Annotated in this window: 20 protein-coding genes and 1 rRNA gene; 2 read left to right on the top strand and 19 right to left on the bottom strand. The window is 45.9% G+C overall.

The annotated features are described in order from the left end of the window. The 16 genes from D1Z90_RS19525 to rpoE all read right to left on the bottom strand — a co-directional run. Nucleotides 1-1,425: condensation domain-containing protein (locus D1Z90_RS19525; protein WP_198419271.1), on the bottom strand; the 1,425-nt coding region annotated here is incomplete at its 3' end. Nucleotides 1,426-1,449: 24 nt separating this feature from the next. Beyond that, nucleotides 1,450-1,650 (bottom strand): MbtH family protein, encoded by a 201-nt coding sequence (locus tag D1Z90_RS19520; protein ID WP_119912473.1) that lies wholly within the window; start codon nt 1,648-1,650, stop codon nt 1,450-1,452. A 31-nt stretch (nt 1,651-1,681) separates the two neighbouring features. After that, nucleotides 1,682-3,367: a multidrug ABC transporter permease/ATP-binding protein gene (locus D1Z90_RS19515; RefSeq protein WP_119912472.1), complete on the bottom strand. Its 1,686-nt coding sequence runs from the start codon at nt 3,365-3,367 to the stop codon at nt 1,682-1,684. A gap of 298 nt (nt 3,368-3,665) precedes the next feature. After that, nucleotides 3,666-5,636: a Fe(3+)-hydroxamate ABC transporter permease FhuB gene (gene fhuB / locus D1Z90_RS19510; protein ID WP_119912471.1), complete on the bottom strand. Its 1,971-nt coding sequence runs from the start codon at nt 5,634-5,636 to the stop codon at nt 3,666-3,668. Between the two features lie 3 nt (nt 5,637-5,639). After that, nucleotides 5,640-6,503 (bottom strand): ABC transporter substrate-binding protein, encoded by an 864-nt coding sequence (locus tag D1Z90_RS19505; RefSeq protein ID WP_119912470.1) that lies wholly within the window; start codon nt 6,501-6,503, stop codon nt 5,640-5,642. Further along, nucleotides 6,500-7,282 carry an ABC transporter ATP-binding protein gene (locus tag D1Z90_RS19500; protein ID WP_119912469.1) on the bottom strand — a complete coding sequence of 261 codons (783 nt, stop codon included), beginning with the start codon at nt 7,280-7,282 and terminating at the stop codon, nt 6,500-6,502. Before D1Z90_RS19500 ends, D1Z90_RS19505 begins: the two co-directional genes overlap by 4 nt. A 376-nt stretch (nt 7,283-7,658) precedes the next feature. Then, nucleotides 7,659-8,039, bottom strand: coding sequence for a holo-ACP synthase (gene acpS, locus D1Z90_RS19495; RefSeq protein ID WP_119912468.1), 381 nt, complete (start codon nt 8,037-8,039; stop codon nt 7,659-7,661). A gap of 14 nt (nt 8,040-8,053) precedes the next feature. Continuing rightward, nucleotides 8,054-8,755, bottom strand: coding sequence for a DNA repair protein RecO (recO, locus tag D1Z90_RS19490; protein ID WP_119912467.1), 702 nt, complete (start codon nt 8,753-8,755; stop codon nt 8,054-8,056). A 19-nt stretch (nt 8,756-8,774) separates the two neighbouring features. Beyond that, complete coding sequence (era, locus tag D1Z90_RS19485) at nt 8,775-9,677, bottom strand: GTPase Era (protein ID WP_119912466.1); 903 nt, start codon at nt 9,675-9,677, stop codon at nt 8,775-8,777. Next, nucleotides 9,674-10,345 (bottom strand): ribonuclease III, encoded by a 672-nt coding sequence (gene rnc / locus D1Z90_RS19480; RefSeq protein ID WP_119912465.1) that lies wholly within the window; start codon nt 10,343-10,345, stop codon nt 9,674-9,676. The genes era and rnc overlap by 4 nt, the downstream gene beginning before the upstream one ends. After that, nucleotides 10,342-11,256: a signal peptidase I gene (gene lepB, locus D1Z90_RS19475; protein WP_119912464.1), complete on the bottom strand. Its 915-nt coding sequence runs from the start codon at nt 11,254-11,256 to the stop codon at nt 10,342-10,344. The genes rnc and lepB overlap by 4 nt, the downstream gene beginning before the upstream one ends. After that, a complete protein-coding gene (gene lepA / locus D1Z90_RS19470) occupies nt 11,256-13,052 on the bottom strand; it encodes a translation elongation factor 4 (RefSeq protein WP_119912463.1) in 1,797 nt (598 codons plus the stop codon). The genes lepB and lepA overlap by 1 nt, the downstream gene beginning before the upstream one ends. A 117-nt stretch (nt 13,053-13,169) precedes the next feature. After that, nucleotides 13,170-13,619, bottom strand: coding sequence for a SoxR reducing system RseC family protein (locus tag D1Z90_RS19465; RefSeq protein WP_119912462.1), 450 nt, complete (start codon nt 13,617-13,619; stop codon nt 13,170-13,172). After that, nucleotides 13,619-14,716, bottom strand: a complete 1,098-nt coding sequence (locus D1Z90_RS19460) for a MucB/RseB C-terminal domain-containing protein (protein ID WP_158587198.1) — start codon at nt 14,714-14,716, stop codon at nt 13,619-13,621. Before D1Z90_RS19460 ends, D1Z90_RS19465 begins: the two co-directional genes overlap by 1 nt. Before the next feature lie 7 nt (nt 14,717-14,723). Then, nucleotides 14,724-15,266: a sigma-E factor negative regulatory protein gene (locus D1Z90_RS19455; protein WP_119912460.1), complete on the bottom strand. Its 543-nt coding sequence runs from the start codon at nt 15,264-15,266 to the stop codon at nt 14,724-14,726. Between the two features lie 11 nt (nt 15,267-15,277). Then, complete coding sequence (rpoE, locus tag D1Z90_RS19450; protein WP_119912459.1) at nt 15,278-15,856, bottom strand: RNA polymerase sigma factor RpoE; 579 nt, start codon at nt 15,854-15,856, stop codon at nt 15,278-15,280. 192 nt (nt 15,857-16,048) lie between these two features. On the opposite strand from rpoE, the gene nadB reads away from it, so the two are divergent. Further along, the gene (nadB, locus tag D1Z90_RS19445) at nt 16,049-17,662 is read left to right on the top strand and encodes an L-aspartate oxidase (protein WP_119912458.1); all 1,614 of its coding nucleotides are present in this window, start codon (nt 16,049-16,051) and stop codon (nt 17,660-17,662) included. A 12-nt stretch (nt 17,663-17,674) separates the two neighbouring features. On the opposite strand, the gene D1Z90_RS19440 is transcribed toward nadB, so the two are convergent. Beyond that, nucleotides 17,675-18,097 carry a protein YgfX gene (locus D1Z90_RS19440; RefSeq protein WP_119912457.1) on the bottom strand — a complete coding sequence of 141 codons (423 nt, stop codon included), beginning with the start codon at nt 18,095-18,097 and terminating at the stop codon, nt 17,675-17,677. Continuing rightward, on the bottom strand, nt 18,069-18,320 hold the full coding sequence (locus tag D1Z90_RS19435; RefSeq protein WP_119912456.1) for an FAD assembly factor SdhE: 252 nt from the start codon (nt 18,318-18,320) through the stop codon (nt 18,069-18,071). Before D1Z90_RS19435 ends, D1Z90_RS19440 begins: the two co-directional genes overlap by 29 nt. 128 nt (nt 18,321-18,448) lie before the next feature. Between D1Z90_RS19435 and ygfZ the strand changes: the two genes are divergently transcribed. Next, nucleotides 18,449-19,432, top strand: coding sequence for a tRNA-modifying protein YgfZ (ygfZ, locus tag D1Z90_RS19430; RefSeq protein ID WP_119912455.1), 984 nt, complete (start codon nt 18,449-18,451; stop codon nt 19,430-19,432). A 732-nt stretch (nt 19,433-20,164) separates the two neighbouring features. Here ygfZ and rrf read toward each other — a convergent pair. Further along, nucleotides 20,165-20,280: ribosomal RNA gene (rrf, locus tag D1Z90_RS19420) — 5S ribosomal RNA — on the bottom strand. Nucleotides 20,281-20,387: the final 107 nt, after the last annotated feature.

The following is a 20,387-nucleotide window of genomic DNA, read 5'->3' as shown; positions in this document are numbered from 1 at the left end:
GACGCGACGTTTGCCGTGAACCAAGGCTATCGCCTCTGGCCGCTGCGCGGCTTGTTGGTCGACCAAGTCGCTGAACAACTCTGCGGCGGAATAGTCCGTATTTACAGGTATCAAACCCGGTGATTTTTTTCCTAGCAGGACCAGTATTTGGTGCAGCGGCTGCTCAGGGGCTTGGCAAATATGACCGAGTAAAGTCAGAAATTGCTGGTGGAACCGTTTCATGGTGTCGTCGCTGAACAAGCTATTAGCATAAACCCAGCGTAAAGATACCTGCTCGCCAGAGATCACGTCTAACACCATTTCAAATGGTGTTTCTGCGACTTCAAACTCTTCAAATGCCACGCTTAGACTATCGTCTTGAATTTGATTGCCGTCACCGTGGCTGCGGAAATTAAAGGCCACCTTGCTTAAAGCTTGTTTTGCTTGCTCTAAGGGCACATGTTGTAATTTCAGCGCAGCTTTAAATTGAGCCTGATTTTGAGTCAAATGGTGTGCAAACGATTGCGACCAATCAAACTCAGTACTGCTTAGAATATTATTAACAAAAAAGCCCAGGGCTCTTCGAGTCTTGGCATTGCGATTTAAACTAGGAACGGTTATGGCCGCGCAATCTGTTCCGCTATGATGCGCCAGTGCCAGCTGTAATGAGAGCGACAGCAAAGCAAACTTACTGCAATTCATGGCTTTGCCAGCCGCGTTCAGCTGTTGGTCTAGCTGTTTGGATAACCTAGCCTCGAATTGATTAGCAGGGTAGCTATCACGATTCTCTTGACTGAGCCGAGGTAATCCTAGTTCAGGTAATTGACGAGGGAGAAGGCGAGCTAGCTCTGCTAAATCTTCTTCAGCAGCGGCACTTTTTAAGTAGCTCGCTTGTGCTGCAACAAACTCTTGATAGTTTTGCTTACTTCGCCAAGGTTTATTTTTTCCGGTTTGGCTTTGAACCAAATATTTCATTACCAATTGCAATGACCAAGCGTCCATCACCATATGATGACATGCCAGCAATAAGCCATACTGCTGAGGCCCAACCTTAAAACACTTCACTCGAGTTAATGGACCTTGATTAAGATCATATGGCTTACGCCAAATTTGCTTGGCATGCTGACGCGCAGCGGCCATCGCATCAGCTTCTGACGTGACGTCTTGCAATGGCAAGGCTAGCCATTGATAATCGCGAATTTGCTGCTTAACCCCAGCTTCTCCCTCAACCAGATGAGTACGAAACACGTCATGGCCAGACAGAAGCTCATTAATGGCTTGCTCAAGTAAACTCACATCTAGCTCGCCATTAAACCAAATTAAGCCACCTAAATGGTATGCTTGACTGCTCGGATTTAATTGCTCAAATAGCCATAATCGTTGTTGTGAAAACGACAGCGAAAAGCCCTCGTCATGAAGCGATGGGGTATGGTCAAATTGCGACATCAAGATTCCTTTCCTACAACTGGTTTATGCCATTGCGTCCTGTAACGACTTGGGTCTCATATCCGTCCATTCTTGGTTGATATGCGCCAAACATGTGGCTTTATCTCCCTCAATACCGATGGCTTGCCAGCCTTCAGGTAAAGCTCTAAACGTTGGCCAAATGCTGTATTGTTGCTGGTTGTTTTTAACCACTAAAAATTGGGTTTCAGGGTTATCGATGCTCATAACGTTCTCCTAGGGGCGAACAAATAGTGAATTAATTGATGACTTCTTTGACGACTTGCTGTGCCTGTTGCACTTCCGCCGGCGTTAACTCAGACAATTGACCGCCGTCCATGCGCAAAATGCGATCAGCTTGGTCAAAGTATTTATCGTCGTGAGTAATGGCAATGATGGTGATCCCTTGCTGCTGCAGCAAAGGTAAGATGTCTTGGTAAAATAGGTTTCTAAAATACGGGTCTTGATCTGCAGCCCACTCATCCAATAATAAGCAGCCTCTTTGCTCTAGGACCGCGAGCAATAGGGCCAATCGTTTACGCTGACCTTGCGAGTAATTTACATGACTAAAGCGGCCATCATTAGCGCTGACCTTATGCTGCATGGCTAGCCGATTAAGCCAGGTGTTAACCAGCGTTTGCGGCACTTGTTCGCCATGGCCGTCTAAAATGCGGTGGAATAAATGAAAGTCGGTAAATACCGCAGAAAACAATTGCCTATACTCGCTCCATTTGGCTGCGTTTACCGCCTGCCCATCAATTTCGATGTGCCCTAGCTGTGGCCGGTACAAACCCGTCAACAAGCGAGCAAAAGTGGATTTACCACTGCCATTACCGCCAATAATAAAGATCAGCTGACCGCGTTCGAGTGTCAGGTTAATAGGCCCCACGCTAAAACTGTTGTCAGCTTCACTCTGATACCGGTATTCAACGTTATGAAAACGAATAGATTGAAAACCCACGCCATTAGCATCAGGTTGTGCCTTCTTTGCATCTAGTGTGGCTGTTGTTGAGTGAGCCTCAGGATCAGAAGCTAAGTTCATGCCATTTAGCTTGTTTATCGATACGTTTGCGGCCACTAAAACAGGAATCGCAGACATAGCGGCCATCAAGGGCGCGCGTAAGAATAAAATAACCAAGGCAAACGTTGACGCAACAGACATCGGCGCCCACTCCAGCGCCACGGCGAGAAAAAATATGACGCCAATTAACCCCAGCACTAAAGTATTGGCTAAGTTGCCTGCAAAGCCATTATGGATGTCGGCTTGCGTTACGGCTTGACGGTAGGCCAGCGCATTACTGTGAAAATCCTCTTGGAAAAAGGCCTGCGCTCTGGCAGGGCTTAAAGCCAGTTCTTTACGGCCATCAATCATTGCTTGGTAATTACTGTACAGTTCATCATCGTAATGACGAACTTGCTTAATATAAGCGCTGATTTTATGTACCAAAATAAAACCTAAGCCGGCAGTAGCTGCAATGACAATTAAGCTGACAAAAAATAGCGGCAAAGAAAGGTACGCCAAATAAGCAAACGCCGTGGCACATAATACGGCGCCGTAGACTAACTCTGGCAAGTGAACAAAGGCGATGGTGATATTACGCACATCAGTGTTAAGGGCTACAAGTACTTTGGCGCCGCCTAAGCGTTCTAACTGTTCAATGTCAGTGGCCAAGAGCTGGCGTACAAGTTGCAGGCGTTTATGGTAAACAAAGCGATGACCGAGAATGTGCAGCGCTACTTGGGCACAAGTAGCCGAAATCAGCAGCAGTAACAACAAACCAATAAACCAACCTAAGTTTGCCCAAAGCTCACCTTGGCTTGCGACTAGCTTAATTTGAATGAAGGCAATCACCGCAACGCTAACGACCGCACTGATTAAACTCAGTAATATCACCGCGCACAGCGGTAATCTATGGTTGGCGGCCAATAAGCCAATGAGTCTCATAATTCGTCCCTGAAATGAAGCCGATCAATTTAGGTGCGAATGGTATCAAGAATTATTTTCATTACAACCCTTATTTACTAGGGTTATCGTTCTCTTTTCGGCCCTTACTTAACCCCTAAACAAGTTAGCTAAGCCAATGGTATTAAACGCTTTTAAAAAAACAGAAGGAGAAAGTGAACAGCGCCCACGGCAAGGCGACTTCATACGCAGTCTGGTATAAATAATCGGCCATTTTAAGCCTATATTGAGCGTGGCGATGACAGCTCTTTGCCAGCACCACGCAAATTTTCAGGCAAAGTTATAAGCGGCGCAATGCAAACATAAAATACAACCCACCTAATAACGCGGCCATTAAGCCAGCGGGAATTTCTTGCGGATATAACCACTGCCTGCCAACCCAATCTGCCAGCGCCATTAACAACATGCCGACTAAGCACGCTGCTAATAGATGATCTTTACCTCGACTAAAGCCAAGCAGTCTTGCGATATGTGGCGCCATTAAGCCAACAAAGCTCAGTGGGCCCACGACTAACGTCGCGGCAACCGTCAGCAAAGCGACCAGTACCAGTAACACCAAGCGGGCTTGGTCAACTTTTATGCCTAGGGAACGCGCGCTAGCTTCCCCTAGTGGTAATACGTCCAACCACTTAGCGCAAGCCAAAGCGGCAATTAGTAATATCGCTGCAGCCGCGGCAATATAGCCAAGGTTGTCGATGTCAAAATAATACGTTGAGCCAGACAACCACGCCAATACTTGATAAGCACGGGGATCGCCGCCCACTAAAATAAAGTTTTGTACTGAATCCATTAAAGCGGTGATAGCCACCCCAGTTAACAGTAATCGCTCTGGCTGAAACCCGCTACGCCGATTAAGCAGTACCAATAGCGCTAAAGTAGCTAAAGCGCCGATTGCTCCCCCCAAATATAAGGCTAAGCCACTGCTGCCTAAGCCGGTAAAAATAGCAATGATCAAGCCCAGCGCCGCCCCCGAGCTGATGCCCATGACCTCTGGGCTAGCCATCGGATTACCGCTCAAACGTTGGATCAATACCCCGGCTACTGCAAGCATTAAGCCACCACTCAGCGCCGCAGCTAAGCGAGGTAAACGCAGTGCTAATAACTGCCAGTCTTGATGGCTAAATAGCCAGCTGAACCCCGCCTGTTGCTGCCCCACCAACAAGCTTAAAAACACGACCACAACGAGACCAAAGAGCAGCAAAGGTAAGGTAGATTTGGCCACCGGCTTGACCTCTGTTTGGTGACTCATGATGCTTTGTCTTTGTTGGGTAAACTTAAGCCTTGGCAATAACCATAACAACAGCGGAGCCCCCAATGCAGCAGTGGTTGCGCCGGTGGGGATCATCATTGCCATCACGCCTGGTAATAATTGCAATAATTGGTCGGTAAGCGTTAGCAGCAAGGCGCCCATCAAAGCCGCTAATACCAACCGGCTGGCTAAAGATTTTACGCCAAGTAAACGCACGAGAGCCGGCGCAGCAAGACCAATGAACCCAATTAAGCCCACCGCGCTGACCACAGACGCGGTTATGAACACGGCTAGACCAAGGCACAAAATACGCAGTTTAGCCAATGATAAACCCAAACTCTTTGCGCCCTCGTCTGACAGCTCAAGCAGGCTTAATGGTTTAATTAACAATGCGGCTAGTACACCTGCGGCTAATAACCTTGGCCATAAATACTGCGCGTCTTGCCAATTCGTTTGCACTAAAGAGCCAGCCCCCCAGATCATCACGCCATTAAGCTGCTCTAAATTCAGCAACAGCAATACCGTAGAAAATGCGCCGCAATATAAGTTCACGACTAAGCCGGCCACGATGACAATGCTGGGCGATAAACCTCGGCGCCAAGCTAATAAAAACACCACCGCCATGGCGCTCAGTCCGCCAACCATGGCCACAGCAGAGGATGACCAAGCAACAATACTTGGAGCGTATAAAGTCGCCAGTAATAATGCACAACTAGCACCGCTGGCAACCCCTAAAGTCGAGGGCGCAGCCAAAGGGTTTCGAAGCACTTGCTGCATCAATACGCCCGCAAGGGCTAGACCGGCCCCCGCCAGCAAGGTGGTTACCAAGCGAGGCCACCAGCTAAAGTGCAGTTTGAGCAAGGGTAACTGCGAAGTATCTAAATGCCATAAACTGCTGATCCCAGCATTTATTGAGCCTGCAGCACTAAATTGCACGTACATAAGGCTAAGCAAGCCAAAAACTAGCAGAGCAAAGCAGCTATTTCGAGTTAAGTTTGCCATCCGTTATTCCTTAACGCGTAAAGAGGCGCCGACCAATTCAGACGCGAAACGCACAGTCGACGGTAACGCGCCAAAACTCCAAACTGCAGGTAAACGCCAAACTTGATTACCCGATTGGCTCACTAAATGCTGCCATAATGCATTATCGGCAATGGTTTGCTCCGATCCAAAAGGCAGCGGCTCTACCACGACAATTTGAGCCGGTTTGATGCCAATAAGATCATCAATCCCCACGAGCGCAAATCCCCAAGCATTAGTGGCTTTAGGCCACGCATTTTCCAACCCCAGTTCATCCGCCGCAGTTTGATAAAGGCTATTCTTGGCAAATACTCGGACATGATTGGCATCCATAAACTGCACCATCAATAAGGGAGCGATATCTTGGCTAGAAATTTGCGCTCTGAGTCCTTGCATTTGCTGCTGCGCTGCCGCGATATATGGCAAGGCCAGCGCTTCATGGCCAACCGCTGTTGCCAGCGCCTTGGTTAAGTTTTCCATGGCATGCCAATTCACTTCGCCTTCTTTATACAAGCCGAAAACCTCCACCGGAGCTATCTCTGACAACCTAGGTAATAAAGCTTGATACATTGGCGAAAGTAAGATTTTCTCGGGAGCCCGCTCGCTGACAGACTCTAAATTAGGTTGAGTCCGCAGGCCAATATCGGCCACCTCGCAAGGGAGCTGAGGGGCTTTGACCCACGCGTTATAATCCGCAATTTGTGGCACTGCACTTGGCGTAATACCGAGCGCTAACAAGGTTTCAGCATGAGTCCAGTCAATCACAACAACATTAGCAGTGGTTTTAGCCCAGCCAAGAACAGGCAAACATAGCAAAATAAGCCAGCGCCAATGCATGCGCAAACTCATACTGTTTCTCCGGCTAAACCGGGTATGGCGACAGGGTAGCCACCTTGGTGGCGTATCACGTCCATATCCAGGTTATAAATTTGTTTTAACCAGTCGGGAGTGATGATCGATTTGACGTTACCTTCGCATAACATGCGCCCTGAATGCATCGCTACAATATGATCGCAAAATCGCGCAGCCATATTAATATCGTGCAATACGATGATAACTCCAAGGTTCAATTCTTTACTGAGCCGTTTGATCAAAGCCAACACTTCTATTTGATGGCGAATATCAAGAGCTGACAAGGGCTCATCCAGCAATAAATAATGGGTTTTTTGGGCCAATAACATGGCTAGCCAAACCCGCTGACGCTCTCCGCCCGACAAGGTATCGACTAAACGATTGGCGTATTGCTCGGTGTGGGTTAAGGTCATGGCTTGGTCAATAAACTCATTATCTTGACGGGTTAAGCGGCCCAATAACCCGTGCCATGGGTAACGACCAAAACTCACCAAGTCTCGCCCCACTAGGCTGTCTGTGGCCGGTAAATGCTGAGGTAAGTAAGCTATTTGCTTAGCAAACGCTTTGCTGGACCATTTTGCAATCGGTTTATCGTGCAGTAAGATTTCACCATTACTGCTGCTTTGCTGATTCGCCAGCAATTTGAGCAAGGTTGATTTACCTGAGCCATTATGACCCACCAAACCGTATACCTTGCCTTGAGAAAAAGACAAAGAGACGTCTTTAAGCAGGGTGTTTTGCCCAACCTTAAAACCTAATTGCTTCGCTTGTAACATGTTTTATTCGCCAGCCGATATATCATCGTCGGAGTTTATATCGCAAATACGAATAATTGTAAATTAGATTGGCGATCATATTTAACACGTTAACTTATTCATGGCTTTAGTATTATTGTAATCACAACAACTGAAAGTGCCGGTGACTATGGCCAAAAATAGCAAGTGACAACTAGGAGCGAGGAGCTGTGGGGCGACTCTCGCGAGCCATGGCATGCTCACTCCTTCTCTCAACTGATACTAAATAAAGCGAAGAATTAAAGCTCAGCATAAACCGAAAGTGAAGCGCGCCAATGTGAGCGAAAAGCATAAAAGAAGTGCGCACGAGATTGCTACAGAGCAACCAAAAATGGCCGTGCACAAAACAGCAAGTTGGTTAACTTTCTAATATCACGGTGACGACAGCGTAGTTTTTCTCGTCAGAAATACTGATGTGATGATGTTTAACACCCATGCCCAAGGCCAGCTCTGCCGCGCGTCCTGCAAGAGTTAATTGCGGCTTACCCGCCCCATTATTGCTGACAATAAAGTCTGAAAAAGTCACGCCATCAGCAATGCCCGTACCCAAAGCTTTTGCCGCAGCTTCTTTTGCAGCAAAGCGTTTTGCCAAATATCGGCTAGGGTGCGCATGAACTTGATAGAGCCCCCATTCACATTGTGCCAGAATGCGTTTTGCTAACGCGTCTCCAGAGCGAGTTAATAACTTATCAATACGGCGAATATCGACAATGTCTGTACCCATACCTATGATGGCCATGTTAACTCCTTGTGTTATGAGGAACGCTTAAACTGACGAAACAATTCACGGCTTTTCAACGGCACGGGGCCGAGCCGTTCAGCAATTAACTGGCGACAAAACCGTTTCGCGGCTCGCAGATGCACCGGCTCAGAAAAATCCAGTCTATGCCAGGCTAAGATGGCTTCGCCCATAAACACTTGCTGCTCAGGGCTGGTGGTTGTCGCAGCGACAAAGCCCATGTCAGGCATTAAACAGTATGCTTGCTGAGGAGAGATAGCGCTGTAGTCATCAGCGCTAAATTGAAAGTCAATCTCGTAGCCGATGGCTTGTAATAATTTCAACTCAAAACGCCTTAAAATGGCTTCGTATTGCTGCGCTTTTGCCAATGCCAATAAACACTCTTGATAGACTTCGAACAATTGTGGGTAAGGCGTGAGGTGTTCTAATAAGCGGTAAAGCAGTTCGTTGAGGTATAAGCCTAAATAGAGCTTATCTCCCGGTAACGGCATAGCGTGGGTTTGCGCCTCTAACTGTTTCAGGTATTTTAATTGACCTTTTCCGCCCCATTCAATGTTTAACAAGGTGAAGGGTTGTAAAGTGCCTTTCAAACTAGAGCGGCGGCTTCGACTGCCTTTTACAAGCAGCGAGACCCGTCCCTCTAGGTGACTGAAAATTTCAACTAATTGGCTGGACTCACTGTAAGGGCGAATATGTAATACAAACGCACTTTGCATGCTTATTCGCCCTTAACAATTACTCTTCGGAGTAACCTAGACTGCGAAGGGCACGCTCATCATCGGCCCAACCTGATTTGACTTTCACCCACAGTTCCAGAAAGACCTTACTTTCAAATAAGTCTTCCATATCAATGCGCGCTTCACGGCCTATGGTTTTTAGCTTCTCGCCCTTTTTACCAATAACCATGCGCTTTTGGGTGGTGCGCTCCACTAAAATCAACGCATTGATTTGAATGGTACCGTTTTCTTGCTGTTTGAATTGTTCAATTTCTACCGTGGTTGAATATGGCAGTTCATCGCCAGTAAAACGCATCAGCTTTTCACGCACAATTTCTGAAGCCATAAAGCGACTAGAACGGTCGGTGATGTAATCTTCTGGAAAGAAGTGCACGTTTTCAGGTAATGCTTCACGAGCAAACTCGGCAATTTGCTCAACATTTTTGTTTTGCTTCGCACTCATCGGCAATACAGCTTTAAAATCATACAAGCTAGCCAAGTGCTGTAGATGTGGGAACAGCTCATCTTTATCTTTGACGTTATCTACTTTATTGACTGCCAGTACCACCGGCGCTTTCACGCTTTCAAGCTTAGATAACACCATTTCATCGTCTTTGGTCCAATGCGTACCTTCTACGACAAACACCACTAATTGCACGTCGCCCAGAGAGCTTGAAGCTGCACGGTTCATCAATTTATTGATGGCGCGCTTTTCTTCAATATGCAGTCCCGGCGTATCAACATAAATCGTTTGATAAGCACCTTGGGTATCGATGCCTAAAATACGATGTCGCGTCGTTTGCGGCTTGCGAGAAGTAATGCTGACTTTTTGCCCTAGCAAACTGTTCAAAATGGTCGACTTGCCCACATTTGGACGTCCGACAATGGCAACAAAGCCACAATGGGTTTGAGCTTCACTCATGTTAATAACTCCAAAGCGCTTTGAGCTGCGGCTTGCTCTGCTTTACGACGACTGGTGCCTTTGCCAATAGCAGGGGCGGCTAAGCTTTCACAGCGACATTCTACGGTAAATTCTTGGTTATGGGCTTCGCCCTTAACATTAATCACTTCATACAAAGGTAAGCTTAACTTGCGTCCTTGTAAGAACTCTTGCAAGTTGGTCTTTGCATCTTTTTGCCCAGCACCAGGTTCAATACTCGTCAAGCGGGATTGATACCAAGACAACACCAAGCGGTTAATGGTTTCAATGTTGGAGTCGAGGAAAATGGCGCCAATTAACGCTTCTATGGCGTCGGCCAAGATTGAATCGCGTCTAAAGCCACCACTTTTAAGCTCTCCGGGGCCTAAGATAAGGCAATCGCTCAAATCAAACTCACGGCCAAACTCCGCTAAGGTTTTACCTTTTACTAAGGTTGCACGCATGCGACTGAGGTCACCTTCGTCAATCTTTGGAAAGCGTTCATAAAGATCGGTAGAAATAACGAAACTTAAAATAGAGTCGCCTAAAAACTCCAGCCTTTCATTGTGTTTACCTTTCGCACTGCGATGTGTCAGCGCCTGTAAGAACAAAGATTTGTTCTTAAATTCATAGCCTAATGTGCGCTCGAGTCGCTGTTGAGCTAGGTTCATTCAATACCACCAATACGCTCGAACCTTACGCCAGACGGTACCCATTTAGGTAATACACCACTGCCATCACGGTCAAATTCGAAACTGATCCAAATCGCTACTGCTTTACCCACTAAGTTTGCTTCGGGTACAAAACCCCAAAAACGGCTGTCGAGACTGTCGTCACGGTTGTCGCCCATTGCAAAATAGTGACCTTCAGGCACCACCCACTCAATCGCTTGAGTGCCTGGTTGCTGGTAATATGAAGGAATACGTTCAGGTCTTGCGGGGTTAACTAATACGTTATGAGCCGCGCCAGGGAGTGCTTCATGATACTCTTTAAGCGCCACGCTGCCGGCCATGAAATGGCCTTCTTCAACATATTCCAACGGAACTTGCGTTAACGGCTCACAAGGCTCTTTAGAGCAAGCCTGTTGGATGTAAAGCTGCTTATTACGGTAAATAATACGATCGCCCGGCAAGCCGATGATACGCTTAATATAGTCAATATTCGGGCTAACTGGGTACTTAAATACGGCAACATCACCGCGCTCGGGAGTCCCTGTTTCGATTAATTTAGAACGAAATACAGGATCTTTTACGCCGTATGAAAACTTCTCAACCAAGATAAAGTCGCCAATCAGCAGCGTCGGCATCATGGAGCCTGATGGGATCTGAAACGGTTCGTAAATAAAAGAGCGCAATACTAGCACTAAGCCAATAACAGGAAAGATTGAACACGCTTGTTCTACCCAACCCGGCTGAGGGGCAATGCTCGCAAGGGTTTCATCGTCGATATCAGCACGAGCCTTAGCTTTAAAAGCATCTATTTCAGCTTTGCGCTTTGGTGCCCATTTGAACTTATCGATGGCCCAAATGATACCGGTGACCAAGGTTGCAATCACCAGAATCAATGAGAAAGTATTCGCCATTATTTATCCTTACCAATGTGGAGTACTGCCAAGAAGGCTTCTTGCGGCACTTCAACGTTGCCGACTTGCTTCATGCGTTTCTTACCTTCTTTCTGCTTTTTCAATAGCTTTTTCTTACGACTCACGTCACCGCCATAACATTTTGCGATAACGTTTTTACGCATCTGCTTCACCGTTGAACGCGCAATAATGTGAGTACCGATGGCCGCTTGAATCGCAATATTGAACATTTGACGAGGAATTAAATCTTTCATCGCCTCAACCAATAAGCGACCACGTGACTCAGAGTTATCGCGGTGCGTAATAATGGCTAATGCATCGACTTTGTCACCGTTGATAAGCACGTCTACTCGTACCATATTAGCTGCTTCATAACGCTCAAAGTTGTAGTCTAGCGAAGCATAACCTCGACTAGTCGATTTCAAACGGTCGAAGAAATCGAGTACTACTTCAGCCATAGGAATGTCATAAACAACAGACACTTGATTACCGTGATAAGACATATCAATCTGAGTACCACGTTTCTCTACACATAAGGTGATCACATTACCTAGGTAGTCCTGTGGCACTAAGATATTACAACGTGCGATAGGCTCTCGGATCTCTTTGAGGTTATTTACCGGAGGTAATTTGGCAGGGCTGTCGACATAGATAACCGTATCGCTGTTATCTACCACTTCATATACTACGGTAGGTGCAGTGGTGATGAGATCTAAGTCGTACTCACGTTCCAAGCGCTCTTGGATGATTTCCATGTGAAGCATGCCAAGGAAGCCACAGCGGAATCCAAAACCTAACGCGGTAGAGTTTTCAGGTTCGTAGAACAAAGACGCATCGTTTAGGCTTAGCTTACCAAGGGCGTCCCGGAAAGCTTCGTAGTCGTCAGAACTCACAGGGAAAAGACCCGCGTATACCTGTGGTTTCACTTTCTGAAAGCCAGGTAATGCAGTGTCCGAGCCGTATTTAGAGTGGGTTAAAGTATCGCCAACAGGGGCGCCTAAAATATCTTTAATACCACATACTACCCAGCCTACTTCGCCAGCAGATAGGCCTTGAGTGTCAACTTGCTTTGGCGTAAAGATACCAATGCGATCTACCCCCCACTCTTGACCCGTGCTCATGACACGAATTTTGTCGTTTTTCTTTAGTACACCATTTTTAATACGTACTAACGACACAACACCTAGGTAGTTATCAAACCAGGAATCGATGATCAAAGCCTGCAATGGCGCTTCAACGTCCCCTTCCGGTGGTGGGATATTTTTGACGATATCTTCAAGTACAAGATCTACGCCAATACCGGTTTTAGCTGAACAACGCGTCGCTTCCGCCGCATCAATGCCTACAATATCTTCAATTTCATCCGCAACTCGCTCAGGATCTGCGGCAGGCAAGTCAATTTTGTTCAGAATGGGCACTACTTCAAGGTCCATTTCAATCGCGGTGTAACAGTTCGCCAAAGTTTGGGCTTCAACACCTTGGCCTGCATCAACGACTAATAGCGCACCTTCACAAGCAGCCAGAGAACGAGACACCTCGTATGAGAAATCTACGTGTCCCGGAGTATCAATGAAGTTTAATTGATAAGTTTCACCGTCTTGGGCTTTGTAATCTAAGGTCACGCTTTGAGCTTTGATGGTAATACCGCGCTCACGCTCTAAATCCATAGAATCCAAGACTTGCGCTTCCATTTCTCGTTCTGAAAGGCCTCCACAAACCTGAATTAAGCGGTCTGATAAAGTAGATTTACCATGGTCAATATGGGCGATAATTGAGAAATTTCGAATGTGCTTCATGAATACTCGATGCTAATTACTTGAGACTGTCTTATTAAGGAGCGAATTCTAACCAATTTGTGAGCTCGCGGCTATCTTTTGCGAACATCAAAGTCCTGAAAACAGAAAAACGTAGGATTATTTAATACTAAGCTGAAACTGGCCTGACCGACTCAGTCGCTGGTGGTAGATTTTAGCGCCGAAAAGGCCACTTATTAAGCCAAAAACGGCGCCAATGATGGCACCAATATCAGGGCTAAACCAGGATGTAGGAAAATTGAACCAGGTGATCAGCTGAAAACCTAAAATTGCACCCAGCATCAAGCCAACAAGTGGAATGCCGTAAACGGCGATGGCCGCTTTTACTAGGGCGATTTCAGCGATATTGAGCTCTACCTTTTGGCCAGGCTCATAGTTTTGCTGAGCCTTAAGTTTGACCACTTGAGTTTGCCCAGGGAACACTTTGGCTAATGCGCTAGTGCCGCAGTTGCTTTTCGCTTTACAACTGTGACAAGCAGTTTGAACTTGGCAAGCAATTTCAACTTCACCATTTCGGCTTGAAATGACTCTGCCAGGCTCAGAAATCATTACTGAGCCCTTTTGTAGGTAACAGACTTAGCAATTTTTAATGCCGTCTCAGCTGGAATTTCCCCCACAACAGTAATCATGCTGCCTTTAATCTGCGCTGTGATCAAGTTGGTAGCCCCTTTACGTGCAACAGGCATCAGATCGCGCGGTTGCCCCACAGCAGGTTCAATATAAATGGAGATAATGGCCACTCCATCAGACAGCATCAAGTAATCAACAGACTCATCGATGACCGGTAAGCTGTGACGGTCTTGTGCAATTAATTCAAACCCCTTCGGCTGCCAACTGATTTGCCAAGGACTCAGTTGTTCAGAGCTGGGCTTAGGCACATTCACTATAGGTGGTAAATTAACAATGGTAAGCTCTTGGATCCAAGGCGTTGCTTGCTTGTAAGTACGCAAGGAGATCGTCATCATTTGCTCGACTAACTCTCCCTCTAAGTCCAAGGTATCAACCCTAAGCGGTAGGCTAGTATTGCGATCCAGCCAAAGTAGATAGCCATATCTGTCGTTGTCTCTAGGCGACATTCGCACAACTTGAGCAGGCCGGCCGGCGATCCGCCCTCTGCCCGCTAACACGAAGTCATAGTTAACCGTCAGCTTAGAGATATCTTGTTGCACGAGCTGGAAAAAATTACCTTGAAAATGGCCACTTTTCAGCGTGTAGGGTTCAATTTCAGGCTCAAAGAAACTGATATGCTCACCCCGTTGCACGTACTCTTTGGGCGGGCCATTTAAATGACTGAGGTAAGAAATTTGTTTACCATCAACCACGCCATGGCTAAAACGCTTAGGTTCAACTAAGCCTTCATAAAGCTGGATATAAGACAGGTCGTAATTGAGAGTGGCAAATGAATCTATCATTTTTTGTAAAAAAGCCACCGGCGATTCATCTTCCACATTACTCAGCTTTGCTTCTTCCATAGCCTGAGATTGCTCATCTTGAGCAGGTGATGGGGTCACATTGTTGGCTAGCGTTTGCAAAGATGCTGAAGTGGGATCAGCTGATGCGCTGGTGTCAGCTTCGCTCTCAGCAAAACTGGAAAAAGGCAGTGCGCACAAAGCCACAATAGCAATGAGTTGCTTTGTGGCTTTCATGGCAGGCTTATTGTTGCAACATTCTTTGCTGCAATTGGTGATCCTGTAGGAATGCATTGATTTTACGACGCTGCTCCAATACTTGTTCTTCGGTAAGAGTATTAGGGTCTTTTTGTTCAGCTTGCAAGCTCACAGGCTCCGCTCCCCCAATGAAAGGAACAGTATCCAATACTGGTGCCGGGGTCAAATTATCTTGTTGTGCAGTATTAAGCTGTACGCCTACCACAACAGAAGCAGCAACAGAGGCCGCTATTGCGTATTGTCCTACCTTCTTGAATAACGGAACAACATTGCCTTTTAAAGTCACTTTGTTGCTTGCCGTTTTAATTTGCGGAGCCATGACGGTAGGCTCATCGTCTAAGGCAGCCATTACATTGCTGGCTATATCAAAATTCATCTCCGCAGGCACATCATCACGCATCACGTCACCGATGAGTTGGTAGCGTGAAAACTGATCAGCAAGTTTCTCATCCTTGACAAGGGATGCAAGCAAACTTTCATCTTTAAGCTCACCATCAATAAATGCTGAAAGCTTTTCGTTGTTTGGCATTCTTTTCTCCACTAACGCTGCATTAACGGTTGGATTTTCTTATCTATCGCTTCACGAGCCCGAAAAATTCGTGAGCGTACTGTCCCAACAGGACAATCCATCACTACGGCTATCTCTTCGTAGCTCAGACCTTCCAACTCTCGCAACGTAATCGCTGTGCGTAAATCGTCTGGCAAAGTTTCTATGGTGTTAAAAACTGTCTTTTTTATCTCTTCAGAAAGTGTGACAGCTTCAGGTGAAGAAGATTCCCTTAAAGCGTCGCCACCTTCAAAAAATTCGGCATCCATCACATCTACGTCACTGGAAGGCGGTCTTCTGCCTTGTGCAACAAGATAATTTTTTGCCGTATTTACCGCGATACGATAAAGCCAGGTATAAAACGCGCTCTCTCCTCTAAAGGTAGGCAGCGCCTTATATGCCTTAATAAACGCTTCTTGAGCGACATCTGGCACATCACCTGAGTGACTCACGTATCTGGAGACTAAATTTGCGACTTTATTCTGGTATTTCAGTACCAATAAATTAAACGCATTTTTATCACCATTTTGAACTCGTTCAACTAATTGTTGATCTGTTTCTTGCGCGCCCATTCGAGACGTTCGCCTCCAAAATTCGTATTGATAATAGACTAGCCCGAATGTCAGTGCCCTTAGTAGAGTGGCACAATTAAGAAAAGTTCATTAAAACTTAAAATTTTTTTCCCAAAGCCGGTCAAAAAATGCATCTTGCTTCAAGAACGAGTAACATAACAGATAATCTTTACTTGGTAGCAATAATACCCCATGAAACATAATGTTGAATACCTTTCTGACGTCTTGATCATCGGCAGCGGCGCAGCGGGCCTCTCTCTGGCTTTAAAATTAGCCGAACACGCGCAAGTGAGAGTACTCAGTAAAGGACCTTTAACCGAAGGTGCTACCATGTATGCCCAAGGCGGTATTGCCGCGGTATTTGATGCTGATGATAGCGTTGAGTCGCACGTAGCTGACACCTTAATAGCGGGTGCGGGAATTTGTGATGAAGAAGTCGTGCATTACACCGCCAGCACCGCAAAAGATTGCATGGAATGGCTCATCCACGAAGGGGTCGCGTTTGATAGAGAAGAAAATCAAACCGATACGGATGAAGTAAAGTATCACCTTACTCGAGAAGGCGGCCACAGCCATCGCCGTATTCTACATACCGCAGATGCCACGGGCAAAGCGGTACAAACCACCCTTGTCGAAGCGGTACAAAAACACCCTCGCATCACAGTGATGGAAAGGTTTAATGCTGTAGATCTTATTTCAACGAGAAAGTTAGGGCTGGCTGGAAACCGAATCATCGGCGCTTATGTCTGGAATAGAGATATTGAACAAGTCGAAGTCATTAAAGCCAGTTTTGTCGCACTTGCTACCGGTGGCGCCAGCAAAGTGTACCAATATACCAGTAACCCTGATGTTTCAAGTGGTGACGGAATTGCAATGGCTTGGCGTGCTGGCTGCCGTGTTGCGAACATGGAATTTAATCAATTTCACCCCACTTGCTTATACCACCCAGATGCAAAAAATTTCCTACTGACCGAGGCGCTTCGAGGTGAAGGAGCATTTTTAAAACGGCCAGATGGTAGTCGGTTTATGCCTGAAATTGATGAGCGTGCGGAATTAGCACCCCGCGATATTGTGGCACGAGCCATCGATTATGAAATGAAACGCTTGGGCGCTGATTGCATGTATTTGGATATCAGCCATAAGCCGAAAGAATTTATCGTTAAACATTTCCCGACCATATACCGAAAATGCTTATTATTGGGAATAGACATGGCCACACAGCCTATCCCGGTCGTACCAGCTGCCCACTATACGTGCGGAGGGGTATTAACCGATATGCATGGTCAAACCGATATTTCAGGCTTATATGCCATTGGCGAAGTCTCTTACACAGGCTTACACGGTGCTAATCGAATGGCGTCAAATTCATTGTTAGAATGCGTTGTCTTCGCCCATGCCGCAGCCAAAGATATCATCAACAAGCTCCCCCATAAAAGAAAGTTACCAAACGTGCCCGCTTGGGACGAAAGCCTAGTGGCTAATTCAGATGAAGAAGTTGTGCTTCAACACAACTGGCACGAACTCAGACTCTTTATGTGGGATTACGTCGGTATAGTACGCACAGACAAACGCCTAGAGCGCGCCTTAAGAAGGGTACAGATGTTACAGCAAGAAATTGATGAGTACTATTCAAACTTCAGGGTGAGCAATAATTTATTAGAACTTCGAAACTTAGTACAAGTTGCAGAATTAATTATCCACTGCGCCATGCAGCGAAAAGAAAGTCGCGGCTTACATTTTAACTTAGATTACCCAGATCAACTCGAAGACTCGGGACCTACGATCATCTCACCGCGACACTTCTAACCGAGGGGGTGGTCAATTCAGCTTTGCGAGATTGATCACTCTAGCAAGTCGACGAAAGCAACTGGGTCGAATAGCATCAAAGAATATCAACTCTCGGCCTTGATAAAAGCCATCTTCGCTAGCAAACTTTAAGCACAATACAAAAGGCAACATTTTACAGCCCGGCACCAATTTACCAATAAACTCTTGGCCATTTTGGTAACTCAGATAAATATTCCCCGCTTCACTAAAATGAATATGAAATTCAGAAGTTTGGATACGACATTTGACATAGAAAGCTGCGCTAATAAACGCTCCGCAGAGAATAAAACCGGAAACTTGCCACGAGATGAGTGAGAGAAAAGCGAATAAAAAGAAAGGGATCGCAGCGAGCCAACAGGCAAACCGCGATGAAGATACCGCGGAGTTATACTTTAACGCGGTTGAGGATAACATTCACCATCCGTTCTAATTCTGGATCTGGGCATTGCGCATGCCCCATAAACCACGCAAATAAGTCTGGGTCGTCTTTTGTCAGTAAATGCTTAAAGACTTTCTGGTCCGGTTCTGATAAATCGTCGTAAGCCTCTTCAACAAAAGGTCGAAATAAAACATCCAACTCTAACATGCCGCGGCGACATGCCCACAGCAAGCGAGACTTTTCATTTACCTGTGCCATTATACTTCCTAATAAAATATCAATAGATTGATGTTAATAGCTTCAAATGTTGAACACAACTGCTGACAAAGTTGGCTGTGAGCTATAACATGAAGGAAACGAATATCTTTGCCATTAAAGGAAAAAAAATGCGCAATTTAAGCAGCCTCGACGACATCTCCCTCTTACCTGAGCTTGTTTTATGTCAATTAGACAGCTGGGATCTCATTTCCGTTTCAGGTGAAGATAGAGTAACTTTTTTGCAAGGTCAATTAACTTGCAACATCGAGGAGTTATCAGCAGGCCAACAAACTATGGCTGCTCAGTGTAACTCACAAGGCAAAGTGATTAGTGCTTTTCGACTGCTGGTTCTCGAAGACAGAATTTTGTTAACTCAACCTAAATCGGTATCGGAAGTACAACTGCCAGAACTTAAGAAATATGCTGCATTCTCAAAAGTTGAAATAAAGATTGAAGATGAATACACCATGTTAGGTTTACTCGGGTCTAAATCAGCTTCTTACATTGCAGAAAAGCTCGATACTGCGGCCACTCATGATGACAGCCGTTTGCTGCCAAATGGCATTCTGGTCAAACAACCTTACCCTTCTCTTCGTTACCTCGTAGTATTGAAAAACGAAATTGTACAAGAGCTCTCTGATGATCTCGCAGACAATGCCGAGTTGTTTTCAGATGAAATTTGGAACGCATTAAATATTGCCTCTGGCGTAGGCTTTATCGAAAAAGAAATCAGTAGTGAATATATTCCCCAAGCCCTAAATCTTGATGAACTTGAAGCGATTAGTTTCTCTAAAGGGTGTTACATTGGCCAAGAGACCATAGCTCGCGCTAAGTATCGCGGTACCAATAAACGAGCCATGTTTATTTTGACTGGTCGGGCAGAGCATGCGCCAATGCCTGGTCAAACTATAGAGATGCAACTTGGTGAAAACTGGAAACGCGTTGGTCAGGTGATCAGCGGCTGCCAATACGGTGATAAGCATATTGAATTACTGGCTGTGATGCCAAAAGACAGTGATCCTAACCAGGGACTGTACCGACTAAAAGAGCAAGCAGACAGTACGCTTTACATTGCGCCATTGCCATATGCCTTTAAGCCAAGTAGTGAATAATTCAAATTCACAGCACTTACTTTTACTTGACTAAGCAGCCAGATGGCTGCTTTTTTATTACCTTTTCTTAGCAAGCTAGTATCATAAAACGCAACGCTTGTAGCCCATAAACAACCCAATACAAAAGATTATTCAAGGTGACACTGTTATCGAGTGAAAAATATAGGGGTCAAAAACGAGCCTTCAAGCACTACAAAAGTTGACCCAAGCCGACGACATTCTTATTGAGTGGGAAATATTGAGGAAAAAATGGGCTTTCAGGCGCTACAAAAGATGACCCAAGTCGACGACATTGTTAATGAGCCGGAAGAATTGATGAAAAAATCGGCTTTCAGGCGCTACAAAAGATTACCCAAGCCGACGACATTGTTAATGAGCCGGAAGAATTGAGGAAAAAATGGGCTTTCAAGCGCTACAAAAGATGACCCAAGCCGACGACATTGTTAATGAGCCGGAAGAATTGAGGAAAAAATGGGTTTTCGGGCACTACAAAAGATTCCCCAAGCCGACGACATTGTTATCGAGTGAGAAATATAGGGTCAAAAATGGGCTTTCATGCACTACAAAAGATGACCCAAGCCGACGACATTCTTATTGAGTGGGAAATATAGAAGACAAAAATGGACTTTCAGGCACTAAGCACTCATAACAGAGGCTCAATGGTACGTCGTTAACTTTTCTTCAGGCATAAAAAAAGGCCATCCGTCAGGATGGCCTTTTCTCTAATTCAAAGCTTGGCGGTGACCTACTCTCACATGGGGAAACCCCACACTACCATCGGCGCTACTGCGTTTCACTTCTGAGTTCGGCATGGGATCAGGTGGGGCCACAGCGCTATGGCCGCCAAGCATAAACTTTAATTCGGAAAGCCGCTATCAGTTCTCAAACTTCTCGTTCACAAGCACTTCGTAATTCTTTGGCTTCAACACCGCTTAGGTGTTGTATGGTTAAGCCT

Origin of the sequence: Motilimonas pumila (assembly GCF_003596335.1) — a bacterium.
GTDB classification, from domain to species: Bacteria; Pseudomonadota; Gammaproteobacteria; order Enterobacterales; family CBDFNC01; genus Motilimonas; species Motilimonas pumila.
Note: the sequence above shows the minus strand (reverse complement) of the source record. Positions and strands in the feature narration are given on the sequence as shown.